The sequence below is a fragment of the Leuconostoc sp. C5 genome (genome assembly GCF_056530425.1).
In genome coordinates this window covers 1,642,382-1,655,000 of sequence record NZ_CP134351.1, presented here as the reverse complement: position 1 = coordinate 1,655,000, position 12,619 = coordinate 1,642,382, and the positions used below count along the sequence as shown (strand labels likewise).

13 protein-coding genes, 1 tRNA gene and 2 rRNA genes (1 of these 16 only partly in view) are annotated in these 12,619 nt (G+C 36.0%); 11 read left to right on the top strand and 5 right to left on the bottom strand.

Annotated features, from left to right (window positions below; all coding sequences use genetic code 11):
• The 5 genes from RHP56_RS08455 to RHP56_RS08435 all read left to right on the top strand — a co-directional run.
• Window positions 1–90, top strand: a 23S ribosomal RNA gene (locus RHP56_RS08455) (it extends 2,826 nt beyond the left edge of the window).
• 98 nt (window positions 91–188) lie between these two features.
• A 5S ribosomal RNA gene (rrf, locus tag RHP56_RS08450) occupies window positions 189–305 on the top strand.
• Window positions 306–435: 130 nt separating this feature from the next.
• Entirely contained in the window at window positions 436–870 is a 435-nt protein-coding gene (gene spx / locus RHP56_RS08445; protein ID WP_014325076.1) for a transcriptional regulator Spx, read from the top strand.
• A 56-nt stretch (window positions 871–926) separates the two neighbouring features.
• A complete protein-coding gene (locus RHP56_RS08440; protein ID WP_011680318.1) occupies window positions 927–1,634 on the top strand; it encodes an adaptor protein MecA in 708 nt (235 codons plus the stop codon).
• Between the two features lie 68 nt (window positions 1,635–1,702).
• Window positions 1,703–2,107 (top strand): rhodanese-like domain-containing protein, encoded by a 405-nt coding sequence (locus tag RHP56_RS08435; RefSeq protein ID WP_011680317.1) that lies wholly within the window; start codon window positions 1,703–1,705, stop codon window positions 2,105–2,107.
• A gap of 28 nt (window positions 2,108–2,135) precedes the next feature.
• Here the strand turns inward: RHP56_RS08435 and RHP56_RS08430 are convergent, their stop codons facing one another.
• Window positions 2,136–2,318 (bottom strand): DUF3042 family protein, encoded by a 183-nt coding sequence (locus RHP56_RS08430; RefSeq protein ID WP_002815399.1) that lies wholly within the window; start codon window positions 2,316–2,318, stop codon window positions 2,136–2,138.
• A gap of 83 nt (window positions 2,319–2,401) precedes the next feature.
• Here RHP56_RS08430 and RHP56_RS08425 point away from each other — a divergent pair, with 83 nt between their 5' ends.
• Window positions 2,402–3,145 carry a glycerophosphodiester phosphodiesterase family protein gene (locus RHP56_RS08425; protein ID WP_042251491.1) on the top strand — a complete coding sequence of 248 codons (744 nt, stop codon included), beginning with the start codon at window positions 2,402–2,404 and terminating at the stop codon, window positions 3,143–3,145.
• Window positions 3,138–4,031, top strand: coding sequence for a tRNA (adenosine(37)-N6)-dimethylallyltransferase MiaA (gene miaA / locus RHP56_RS08420; protein ID WP_102753487.1), 894 nt, complete (start codon window positions 3,138–3,140; stop codon window positions 4,029–4,031). Before RHP56_RS08425 ends, miaA begins: the two co-directional genes overlap by 8 nt.
• A gap of 45 nt (window positions 4,032–4,076) precedes the next feature.
• Here miaA and RHP56_RS08415 read toward each other — a convergent pair whose 3' ends face one another.
• Window positions 4,077–4,904, bottom strand: a complete 828-nt coding sequence (locus tag RHP56_RS08415) for a hypothetical protein (protein ID WP_102753486.1) — start codon at window positions 4,902–4,904, stop codon at window positions 4,077–4,079.
• 361 nt (window positions 4,905–5,265) lie between these two features.
• Between RHP56_RS08415 and metK the strand changes: the two genes are divergently transcribed.
• Window positions 5,266–6,423 carry a methionine adenosyltransferase gene (gene metK / locus RHP56_RS08410; RefSeq protein ID WP_011680314.1) on the top strand — a complete coding sequence of 386 codons (1,158 nt, stop codon included), beginning with the start codon at window positions 5,266–5,268 and terminating at the stop codon, window positions 6,421–6,423.
• A gap of 18 nt (window positions 6,424–6,441) precedes the next feature.
• Complete coding sequence (locus RHP56_RS08405) at window positions 6,442–7,401, top strand: ADP-ribosylglycohydrolase family protein (RefSeq protein WP_011680313.1); 960 nt, start codon at window positions 6,442–6,444, stop codon at window positions 7,399–7,401.
• A 17-nt stretch (window positions 7,402–7,418) separates the two neighbouring features.
• On the opposite strand, the gene RHP56_RS08400 is transcribed toward RHP56_RS08405, so the two are convergent.
• The gene (locus RHP56_RS08400; protein WP_048592362.1) at window positions 7,419–8,330 is read right to left on the bottom strand and encodes a diacylglycerol kinase family protein; all 912 of its coding nucleotides are present in this window, start codon (window positions 8,328–8,330) and stop codon (window positions 7,419–7,421) included.
• A 97-nt stretch (window positions 8,331–8,427) separates the two neighbouring features.
• Window positions 8,428–9,942, bottom strand: coding sequence for a phosphoenolpyruvate carboxylase (gene ppcA / locus RHP56_RS08395; RefSeq protein ID WP_014325070.1), 1,515 nt, complete (start codon window positions 9,940–9,942; stop codon window positions 8,428–8,430).
• A 413-nt stretch (window positions 9,943–10,355) separates the two neighbouring features.
• On the opposite strand from ppcA, the gene RHP56_RS08390 reads away from it, so the two are divergent.
• Window positions 10,356–10,427: transfer RNA gene (locus tag RHP56_RS08390), tRNA-Asn, on the top strand.
• Window positions 10,428–10,860: 433 nt separating this feature from the next.
• Window positions 10,861–11,250, top strand: a complete 390-nt coding sequence (locus RHP56_RS08385; RefSeq protein WP_010286910.1) for a DUF805 domain-containing protein — start codon at window positions 10,861–10,863, stop codon at window positions 11,248–11,250.
• A gap of 179 nt (window positions 11,251–11,429) precedes the next feature.
• Here the strand turns inward: RHP56_RS08385 and RHP56_RS08380 are convergent, their stop codons facing one another.
• Window positions 11,430–12,476 (bottom strand): site-specific integrase, encoded by a 1,047-nt coding sequence (locus RHP56_RS08380; protein ID WP_136903794.1) that lies wholly within the window; start codon window positions 12,474–12,476, stop codon window positions 11,430–11,432.
• Between the last annotated feature and the right edge of the window lie 143 nt (window positions 12,477–12,619).

Below are 12,619 nucleotides of genomic sequence, written 5' to 3'. Positions count from 1 at the left end.
CCCTTAGAGATGATGAGGTAGATAGGCTAGAAGTGGAAGTTGAGTGATCAATGGAGCGGACTAGTACTAATAGGTCGAGGACTTAACCAAAGTCTAACGGATAGAAATATTCGAATAAGCAATTATGAGTGGTTTAGGATAGAAGAAGAATTTGTTACTATTTAGTTTTGAGTGGCTAACACTCAAGGTGTCGTGTCGATAGCATAGAGGACACACCTGTTCCCATACCGAACACAGAAGTTAAGCTCTATAGCGCCGAAAGTAGTTGGAGGATCGCTTCCTGCGAGGATAGGACGATGCGGTGCCGTACATAGAAAAGAAGTATCTCATTTGAGGTACTTCTTTTTTGTAAGTTGATTGTACTAGGTTCATGTACTTTGGTCAGTAATTACGGTATAATGTAATTACTAAGATTTTTGGGAGGTCAACATTCTTATGGTTACATTATTTTTATCACCGAGTTGTACCTCATGCAGAAAAGCGAAGCAGTGGTTGGAAGAACACAATATTTCCTACCTTGAAAGAAATTTAAGTAAAGAACCATTACGAGCAGAAGAAGTGAGTAAAATGTTGCGCTTAACTGAAGATGGTACGGATGAAATAATTTCTAGACGTTCAAAAGTTTTTGCAAATTTAGATATGTGTTTAGAGGATCTTACTATAAATGGGTTGATTAAGTTGATTGTGGAATATCCTTCATTACTTAAGCGACCAATAATTATTGATGATCGGCGCATGCAAGTGGGTTACAATGAGGATGAAATTCGTCGCTTTTTGCCACGGACTGTGCGGCAGCGCGAATTAATTCGTGCAACATATAAGGCTGACTTTGAGGAAGAAGCGAAGAACCTAGTTGTTGAAGAAGTGTGAGATCTTTTTGAATGAAATATCAGCTCTGATCTATAAATTTTGAAAGGAATATTAATATGGAAAAGGAAAGAATTAATGAAAATACAATCCGTGTTATGATTGATAATTCTGATTTAAAAGATCGTGGAATTACTGTAATGGAATTATTAGGTAATCATGAAAAAATCGAATCTTTTTTTTATAATATTTTGTCTGAAGTAGATACTGAGCATGATTTTGAAGATGATGATCAAGTTTCGTTTCAAATTTTACCAAACCGTAATGGATTGGAATTATTCATTTCACGACTAGATGAAGAAAACAAAATTTCTGACATATTAGATAATATTACTAATTTTTCTAGTAAGCAACCGGCAAATATTGATAATATTTCTGACAAGAGACGTCAAGAATTGCGTCAATCAGATAAAGGAGATATTGTGAAATCAAAAGTATCTTCAAGTGATCATAAAGATGGTTCTCAAGAGAACTTTGAAAATACGCAAGTAATATTGGCGTTATCAGATTTTGAGAATGCTATTGCTATTGCGAATAGCCTTAAAATCGAAAATTTAGTCTCTGACCTATATTTGTATGAGGGTGCGTATTATTTAAATCTATTAGTTCCGGATCATTCTGTCAGTCAAGAACAATTAAAAAATGAATTGGCAATTGCTTTAGAATTTTCTCGTATCAGCCATGTTACACATGAGGTTTTGCATGAACATGGACAACTTATATTGAAGCATGAGGCACTTGAAAAAATTAAAAGTTTATTTTCTTAAACGCTACAAAGCGTTTTTTTTTTTGGTACAATTAAATAAGATTATTTAAGAGGTTAAAGAGGAAAAATATGAATAACATATTATTATTGGTAGCGACAATTGCATTTGCATGGATTCTGTTTTCATTTGCTGGTTGGCTTTGGGTGTTTGTCTCGGCAAAAATGCATGGGACATTGTTAAAGCCCATTGAATTTACTGAAAAACTAGAAGCCGATAATGGTCAAATTATTGACGTACGTGAAAGTACGTTGTATAAACGATCACACATTTTAGGATCTCGAAACATTGTTGCTATGAATTTTTTGCAGGGAAAATCTGGTTTGCGTAAAGATCGCGATATTTTTTTATACGATGATAACCTTCGTGACGCTGTGCGAGCTGCTAAATCATTAAGCAAACAAGGTTTTGAAAAAGATAAGGTTTTCATATTACGAGGCGGTTTTAATCGTTATGAAGGTAAAAAGACAAAATAAAAGAACTGCAATAGTGCGGTTCTTTTTCTTAGTATCGTGATTGATGTGCAGCAACGCTTCTTCTGATAGCTGCTTTAGAGACTTCATTGTACTCTTCTTCTGCCTTTTCAATAGGCTTGATGACTTTGTGACGATATACTAAAGCACTTCCAGCAACTGCAGCAGCTGTTCCAAAAGTTCCAATGATAACACCTAATTTAAATGATTTCATATTTTTTCCACTTTCTTAAGTTTCTTTAAGTACTATTATCAACCATTTCAGCGCATTTGTAAATAACTATGATTGGGTAAAACATGACAGAAATAATAGCACACCGCGGATATCGAATCGTTGCTCCAGAGAACACACTACCTGCTTTTGAGGCAGCCTTGGCATATGATATTGATATGCTTGAAACTGATGTACATCGTACTAAAGATGGGTATCTTGTAGTTATCCATGATGAAACAGTAGATCGAACAACCAATGGGACTGGTTTAGTAAAGGAACTAACTCTAGCAGAAATAAAAATGTTGGATGCAGGCAGTTATAAACAGCCAATGATGAATAATGTTTCAATCCCAACACTAGAAGAATTATTAATTTTTTTAAAAAATGAAAAGTTTAGTAAAACGCTACTTTTAGAAATAAAAACAGATCATATTGACTATCCAGGCATTGAGCAAGAAGTTCTAAATTTAGTGAATCAGTTTGATCCGACATATGGTATTACTTATCAAAGCTTCAATTTAAAATCATTAAAAATAATACGGAAGCTTCAACCTAATGCTAAAATCGCTGCACTAGTATTTTGGCCTTCGCCCAAAGTTTGGTGGTTAAAAATTATTGGTGTATTTAAATTTGTACATCCTGATATTAGAATACTAAAAAGAAAGCCAAAATTATTTTGGCGTATAGGATTGCCCATTCGCCCTTGGACGGTTGACAAGGAAGAAGATATGCGCGCTGTATTCAAAGCAAAATTACCGGGAATCATCACAAATCAAGTAGCGTTGGCCTGTCGAATACGTAAGGAGATACAAAAAGTTAATGAATAAAATAGTAGTGTTGACTGGGCCAACAGCCTCTGGGAAAAGCAGCTTATCTATTCAGATGGCACAACGTCTCAACGGTGAAATTGTATCAGCTGATTCGATGCAAATTTATCGCAACTTGGACGTCGGAACTGCCAAAGTGACTAAAGAGGAACAAAACATTGTTCCGCATCATTTAATTGACATTGTAGATTTAACAGCTAATTACTCTGTGGGCGATTTTATTATTGCTGCAGATAAAGTGATCGCTGATATCATTTCACGAGGAAAATTACCAATTATTGTGGGTGGCACTGGGTTATACGTTAAAGCTTTGTTAGGCTTTCAAGAACTAGAATACGCCGCAAGCGATACGAAAGAAGTGCATAAATTAAATGCTTATGAACTAGACAAATTAGTTGCTGAATTAAAATATTTAGATATTAATCGTGCTCAAAAAGTAGATTTAAAAAACAAGCAACGCGTTATTAGGGCAATTCAAATTGCAAAATATGGGAAAAAAGATGCAAAATTAACACAACGGCCAAAGTATGATGCGCTGGTTATAGGCCTTGATTGGCCCCGTGAGCTACTTTATGAACGTATCAATAACCGTGTTACACAAATGGTTCAAGATGGCGTGTTGAGGGAAGCACAGACAATTCTGGACGCTGGCGGGGAAAAACTACAATCAGGGAAGGCCATCGGTTATAAGGAGTTTTTCCCTTACTTACGCGATCAGGTAACTTTGGATAAAGCTATTAATCAACTGCAACAAGATTCTAGGCGGTACGCAAAGCGACAATTAACCTATTTGCGTCATCAAATACCTGGATTAGTCTGGCTAAAAGGACAGACGGCTGAACTTAGGTTAACAGAGATGATTGAAGGCTGGTTATCATTGAAGTAATATTGGTATTTGTAAGCAAAAAAAGAACACGTCTGTGTTCTTTTTTTAATGATATAACAATAACATTGAGAAAGCTTGTAATAAGATATAGCCCATATTCTGCCAATTACCCAACTTAGCCTTCATAAACTGTAGTACAAAAGCCAATAAGCTAAAAAGTACAACAAAGATAGTGCTGACACCAACATGATGGCTGAACAATATAACCCAGAATAGACCAAGTGTTAAAATACTCAATTTCCTACCATCGGGATTTGGCATTAAGATGGGATTGAAATAGAAAATAAAGCTAAAAAACATGGGTAATAATTGCAAAATAAATTTCTCGGTTACAAAATTATTTTGTACATAAAAAATAGCAATAGGCACTGTGAACGTCGCTAGAACGGCCAGTAAAATTAATCCTAGAATATTTTGTAAACCAAGCCAGAGTTGTTGAACGATGACTAAGAAGACACATAAGAGTAATAATAGGACGAATATTTCATGTCTTGATTGAATTAATGAACTAAATGTGAACAAGCTACCAACAGCAAAAAAAATATAACTAATCAGACTACGGAAGTTCTGAGTCATCATAAGCGCCATACCCACTGCTATTGCTATTGTATAGCAAAATAATGGTGCAATTTGCCAAGTAATGGAACCTTGAAGAGATTGGGTATGGAGTAGGGGTAATCGCCACCAAATAATATTTAGGGAAATCACGATTACAGACAGTGGTATCCAAAAACGGCGGTCACGAAAATGTATCGGATAAAAATTTTCAAAACTTCGTTTGTCTTGAGCATCATTGCTTAAGCGTCGGGGCATTGAACGGCCATCTGGCAGGCGATGGGCCATATTTGATTGTTGAAAATAATCTTGTTCCATGACTAATATTGTACCGTAAATTTGAATTGTAAAGTTGTCGTTTTGATAACGACATAGTTACAGATGAAATATTTTAAACGCTATTTGCTTTTTAATGAACCATTTGATATGATTGTCTATACAATTTAAAACAGCTATCAAGAGTAGGCGAGTGATACAGCACAATGACCCTGCACCAACCGGCAAAATAACGAAAAGCAGCTACGAGAGTGTATTTTCATCAGTTTTGACATGGTGGTCCATCTGTACAGATAGTCGTCACGTTAGCGCGTTCGACTATGCTTGTCGAACGCGCTTTTTTATGCGACTCTTAGCTTTTTATTTTGATTCAAAGGTGACGACCAAACGTAGGAGAGTATTCATGGCAAAGTATTTCACATCGGAATCAGTTTCTGCTGGGCATCCAGATAAGATAGCTGATCAAATAGCTGATGCTATTTTAGATGCAGTTCTCGAACAAGATCCGAAAGCACGTTCAGCGGTTGAAGTGACTACTTCAACAGGAGATGTATCCATTTTTGGTGAATTATCCACGAATGCTTATGTTAATATTCGCAAAATCGCGACAGATACAATTCGTGAAATTGGATATAATCATGCTGAACTAGGATTTACTGCCGATTCAGTTAACGTTTCTAATAAAATTGTTGAGCAATCAGGGGATATTGCACAAGCTGTCGATAATGCAGAAGATGATCCAGACCAACTTGGAGCTGGTGATCAAGGTATGGTATTTGGCTATGCTACTAACGAAACAGACAGTTATTTACCATTGACGTTGGCTTTGTCGCATCGTTTAATGCGCAAGATTCGTGATGCACGTGAAAACGAAATTTTACCATATCTAAGACCAGATGCTAAAGGTGAAGTAACAGTTGAATTAGATGATAATGATAAAGTTAAGCGCATTGCTGCTGTGGTCCTTTCAACACAACATGATGACGAAGTCACACTAGAGCAATTGCGAGCTGATATTCGTAAACATGTCATTGATGAAGTGTTACCACAAGATTTGGTAGACGAAGACACGATTTATTATATTAATCCATCTGGAAGATTTGTTTTAGGTGGGCCACAAGCCGATTCAGGATTAACAGGACGTAAAATTATTGTGGACACTTATGGTGGTGCTGCCCATCATGGTGGCGGTGCCTTTTCAGGTAAAGACGCTACAAAAGTGGATCGTTCTGCCGCTTACTATGCTCGTTATGTTGCAAAAAACATGGTTGCGGCTGGGGTCGCTGATAAGTTGGAATTGCAAGTATCATATGCAATTGGTGTTGCACGCCCTGTATCACTGAATGTTGATTCATTTGGTACAGCCAAAGTTTCTGAAGAAAAAATCAATGAAATTATAACTAAATTGTTTGACTTCAGACCATTAGCTATTATTAACAACTTAAATTTGCGTCGTCCAATCTATAAGCAGACAGCTGCATTCGGACATTTCGGACGTACGGATATCGATCTTCCTTGGGAATCATTAGATAAGGTGAAAGAAATCAAAAACTTACTTTAATTCATGATAAAATGAAATATGGTTAAAAAAGGATCGACAATTCAATTTTTGTTGAAAGGAATGGCTGTAGGCGAAAGTATTGCCTATTTGCCAGTTCGTGAACAGGAAAAATTGTTACGAGGTGAGTCAGATCATGAGCTGAGATGGGGTACCCAGACAAGCTTGGCACTGACAACAACCGCTAGTTTATCACGAGGTTATCAGTTAGCAGATGTAATGATTCATCTGCAAAACTGGTACAAAAAGCGCCAATATGCACCAATGGGAACAATTCAAGATGTGGATGTTGTGACCAAGCAGGCGTTAGAAAACTATACTAAAAATAGAGACATATTGGCAGCAGGAATTGGTACTGATGATGCTGATAGTGAAAATATACTATCACGTATGCTGCCAGTCTCTCTCTATTTATATCATCAAGTAGGGGTTTCTTTTATTAATGATGAACCAGCCATGCTGATGTTACATAGAATAGCGGGTTTAACGCACAATGACGAAGGTGCTCTGGTCAGTGTGGGGATGCTCAGCCTCATTGTCAGTCAAATATTGGACGGGCATTTGATATCTGATGCCGTAGAAAATGGATTAGCATTTGGATTTGAGTATTATTCTCGCCACCAAGTTTTTGTGAATGAACTGACTGCGTTTTATGATCTCAATCTACCTGATTTTTCAAATATACCAGCTGATAAAATCGAATTAAATGGTAAAGCTTCGCCAACATTGGAGGCGGTTATTTGGAGCTTGTTGAATAGTGATAGTTACACGCAAGCAGTTGAAAAATCTTTGATTCATGGTCATTCTAACAGCATTGTACCCACCCTAGTTAGTGCAATTGCTGCAATATATTATAAAGATGATTTAGTATTAGAATTTGGACAAAATCTTGTTTCAAAACGTGTGATTACGACGGTAATTGGGCAAGCTGAACGTTCATCAAGATTCAATCTATTAAATAAACCCACTAACTTAGGTTAGTGGGTTTATTTTGCAATTTAAATCCAAAATGGGTAAGACTGTTGATCAACATTAAATGAAAAACTACCATTTCCAAGTAGTCCGCCATCAATATGTCCAGGTTGAATATCGTGAACATGAATAGCATCTCCAGGGGATAGGTTAACGTGATGTATGATGTTTGATCTTAAATATTTATGATTGAAAATAATACCCGTGACAAATTGCATCATCTTCATTTTCCTAAGAACAATAATTTCTATCGAAGTTTCTGGCAGGTTGCCAGTAGTAGATGTTGCAGTTGCTTTGTTTTTTAAGGTTAGTAGGAAGGAGTTTGGTAGTTGCAAATATTCCGAGCAAGCGTTAATCGTTACAGGAAAACTTTTCTGATTAAAGAAGGCTTTAGTGGTCAAAAAATGATTCTTTAATACGTTAAGTTTGAATGGACTGGTATTTTTAATACTATTTTTCTTGTATTCGGTTAGTGCAGTATCAAAACCAATGCCAACACTACTAATAAAATATTTGGTCTGCTGTTTGGGTATATCACCACAGATTTTGCCAATATTTAAAAATTTAGGATGATGAATTTGCTGCAATTGAGGTAAGACGTTTGTCTTATCTTTGAGATGGAGCGCGGGTGTAAAATTAGTATGGAGATCCAAAGGTATATAACTAATAGGAAGTTGATGTTGGCGCTCGACACTAAGTAGTCCATTTAATACTGCATTCAAGGTGTTGTCGTTGCCAAGTACTAAAATAACATGATTTGATGATTCATCCGGTAGGTTTTTGGCCAGTTTTTTTGCTATAAAAGTTATTTCTGCGTCAAATGTAGCCTCATACCACGAAGAAAACTTCAGTGAATTTTTCACGTGAGAGACAAAATCTGCAGATTGTATATCTTGGTGTTTATCTTGTACTATATTAATAATGTGGAAATCTGGCATATTTTGACTCTTGCTTTCAAACAAATTAGTATCATTGTATCAAAATTTCAATGTTAAGGCGAACTGAGAGCAAATAAAAAAAGCCTGTTTAGGCTTTTTATCCAAGGAAGTGTCGTAATTGTGCCATGCGGTTAATAAGGGCTGTAATGGCAACTGGGGCACCATCTTTAAATTGCACTACTTGAAGTGCTATTTCAGCATGTTGTTGTTCTTCGCGCGTTTGAGGACCAATTTCAAACTTGAAAATACGTTGCATGATGAGAATATCTTCTTCAACTTCGGCCCAAGCAGCATTTTGAGTTTTTAGAATTTGCAAAGCATCCATATTAACGAAGCGTGCTAATTCATTAAAGTCTTTGCTCATGCTAGGATATGAGCGAACAAATACGCTCAAATGATCAGCATCTAAATGCTTCAATGCGCGCCCAAAACCAATAAATTCTGGTGGGACACCGACTGAGTAGAATGAGCCAGTGAAGTTAATGGCCCTTGGTAATTCGATACCATCAACTGAACGTGAATATCCAAGAACACCAACGTGTTGACGGCGATCACGACGCTTTGGGAACGCCTTGAAAATCGCTTGCATGCTAGGAACCAAATTGTCTAGCGTATTAGAATAAAACTTAGCGGACTCTTCAGCTATCTCAGTTAAAATCTTTTGATCATCAAGAGAAATTTTTAATGGTTCTGCAACAGGCAATTTTTCTTTTAATTCAGCGATACCTTTTTGCACTTCTTCAATAGGAAAGTCGTAACGGAATGCTGATTGAACAGTTGCTGTGCGTACTCCTGGAAATTCTGTTACGTAGCGATCGATGCGGTGTGGAGATAAACCACCACGGAAAATTGCTGATCCGGTTCCTGAAATTGGGAAAATTTCAATGTTTTCTTCTTCAGCAAACTCATGAAGTCGCGCAATTGCTAGTTTGTTACCGGTAATTGAACTCATAAATCCAGCTGTTAAAGCAGAATCCGATCCGGCTAAGAATACACGCATATATTTTGGTCGGAAGCCAAAATGTTCTTCGTGGAGGTTTAAATACTCCTTTAAAATTTCAGGTGCATGTAATTGCGTTTCAAAATCCTCAAAAAGAGGGATCATTTCAATATAGGGTGTGTTTTTATCAGAGCGAGTAAATTCTGCTGATTTGAAGTTTGCTAATTTTTCAAACAAAACTTGCATTTTCAAAATTTGGTCTGCACGCTGTGCCATTGGCAGAATAGCTTCAAATAATGGTCGAGAGAATCCAAGATCATGGGCGAAGTCTTCAGAACTTAAGAAGGCAGTCATCGCTTGCATTAAGTTGTAGCCTTTTTCTTCCCAAATATTAGGGAAACGGAAAGTTAAAAACTTGTCACGACCGATTTGATGATCTTTGAAATAATCATACTCTGTGCTAAACAAGCGATCAATGACAGCTGCATCAGCATGTTTACCTTCCCAATCCCACATATACTCATCGACATTTAATTCATTAAAGTTTTCAAATGCTTCACCGGTTTCTCGATAGGCACTGATAAATGGTTGCTGAGAACTTTCCCAGAATGGCGCATTAGCATTATCTGGATGTTGCGTTCCCATGATTGAAGGGATTTTACGTGATGTCATGATAGCTCCTTAATTTGTACTGATGATATTGTAACATACTGACAAACGACAAGCAGAAATAATGTCAGCTTTTTTACGAATAATTAAGTTAAATGATCCTTAATGTTCGAAAATTGCGGGGATAAATTTCTGATACAAATTAATCATAGTATTTTTGAGAAACATTCATCTTGATAAGTAACCTAACATTTTTTAGAATAATTGTTAAAGTAGTGGCTATACTAAAATAGTAATGTTTGTTCACAACGTTACTACCCCCAACAGACGATTGAAATTAAATTCCTTGATATAGTCCTGTCTGTTGGGGATTTTTTTATTATTAAAATTGTATTATGAAAGTACATATTTTTTTCTGAAAAATATGTTGACAACTAATAATTAATACATTATAATTTAATCATTGTTTATTTCATTGCTCCATAGTTCAGTGGTAGAATAACGCACTGTTAATGCGCAGGTCCTTGGTTCGAATCCAAGTGGAGCAGTTAGTAAAAAGCCAACTCACAATTTGTTGAGTTGGCTTTTCTGGTCATTTGAGGTGGTTTATATATCATAAATGTAAGCGTTTGCAATCGGAGCGTTTATATGCTATACTACGTATATAGATTAGGAGGAAGTCCTAATAACAATGCGAGTTGTTGAAGTTATCCTTAACGATAACGGGAATGGGTTTCTTTCAATCCAGGAGCAGTTTACTCAGCGTTTAGGCTAGAAATGTTGATGGTGCCTGATAGCTCTATTTCAGCAGATGCTTAGATGAGAAAATAATAATTTACCCAGTGTAAGCTTTGGAAATTGTTGTTTGAGAGTAAGCTGCTTTTTATATTGTCAACATATTCTAGCTTGATTCTCTAAATTAACTTTTTTCCAAAAAGAGTGTTATCATTGATTGATGATGAGAGAAAAGGGGGAAATCATATGATTAATGCTTATCGTGAATTTTGGACAAAAATGTTTTCTTGGCATGCAACGGCAACAAGGACACAGTACTGGGTACCGTTAATTGTCAATTATTTTTTGGGTGGAATATTAGTTAGCATCTTGGAAAATATGCAAGGTCATTCAATTGAAGATATCTACACTGTTGGTGACTTGTCTACTAATTTGACAACAAGAATCGTCATGATAATTGTGTGGATTGCTACTTTTACTTTGAAAGCACGCCGTCTGCACGATACAAATCGAAGTGCTGGTTGGATATTTATTGATTTGATTCCGATTATCGGAAATATTTGGTTCTTTATTTTAATGATTTTACCAACGACACCGGAATCACGTTGGACTTTGAATCAAAGTAATGTGAATTAGTAATAATTTTGTGAAATAAAAAAACACCTAGATTATTTTCTAGATGTTTTTTATTTAAACCAAAATTAGCATTGGCATAATCATTGGTTTTCGAGCTGTTTCTTTGAATAAGATTTAGGGGTGCTGGTACATAAGGTTTTTAGATACCCTTGTAGTAAAACTGTAGTAAATATCGAAAATTATAGTGAATTAAGAAGCGTGATGGTGTGTGAAATTTCCTTATTTCGCTTCACTTGTAAGAGGTGTAAATACGTTTTTTGAGTGATAGAAATATCTTTGTGACCCAATCTTTCACTTATATATTCTACAGCAACGCCTTGAGAAATTAACATAGAAGCATGACTATGTCTTAGTCCATGAAAAGTTATTCTTTTGGGGATGTCTAATCGTGTTAATATTCTCTGCAGTTCACGATTAACGCTAGATTGCTGACGATTCAATAATCTTTCATCGTTGTCTTTGGATAATGTAAGTAAATAATCTGTTAGCCATTCTGGAACATCTACAGTTCTGATTGAACTAGGAGTTTTAGGCTCTTTTACAATATTCAAACGTTCTTCATAAGATTTGCTGATATTGATTATTCCATTACCGATGTCATTAGGGGTAAGGGCTAATACCTCTCCCAATCGAGCACCTGATAAAGAAGCTACTAACATAATATCATGAGTTGGCTCATGGTTTTCTTTTAGATATTCTATAAAACGTTTAAAGTCAGTGTATTCTAAGAACTTTAGTGAGCTATCTTTGGCATTAGTACCATGCGGTTTTGCTCTTTCAAAAGGATTGACCCTTATTATTCCATCAGCTACGGCATCCTTTAATATGCCACTTAAATGTCCTTTGACTTTTTGGCTAGTAGCAAGAGAATGAGAGAGCCCATATTCGTTTAAAAATTTTTGGGCATCATGACGGGTTACTTGATCTAATGATGTATTTTCAAAGTATTCGCTAACAGCTTTCAAAGTCATTTCATAACCAACATGAGTTGAACGTGACACGTCTGTTTTATATGTATCAATCCAGTCACTTATATAGGAAGAAAGGAGTTGTGACGGTTTAAAATCAATGTCACCATCAATCTTAGATCCTTCCGTTTTTATAGCCCATTGATTTGCTTCGGTTTTTGTTTTGAAACCTGATTTAGTTTTCTTTTTATATCCGCCTTGATAAGGGACGGATACACTAACGGTAAATGTTTTACCTCTTTTATATATTGAAGCCATACAAAAATCTCCCTTAAAAAGAAGGCTTATATCTGTTATAATCTAATAGAACGCCCCGTGCGTTTGTAGTATACTTTTAGCACACCCAGTGAACTTTTGCAGGTTGGGGTGTGCTTTTTTATTTTGCATTATTTTAGAGACTT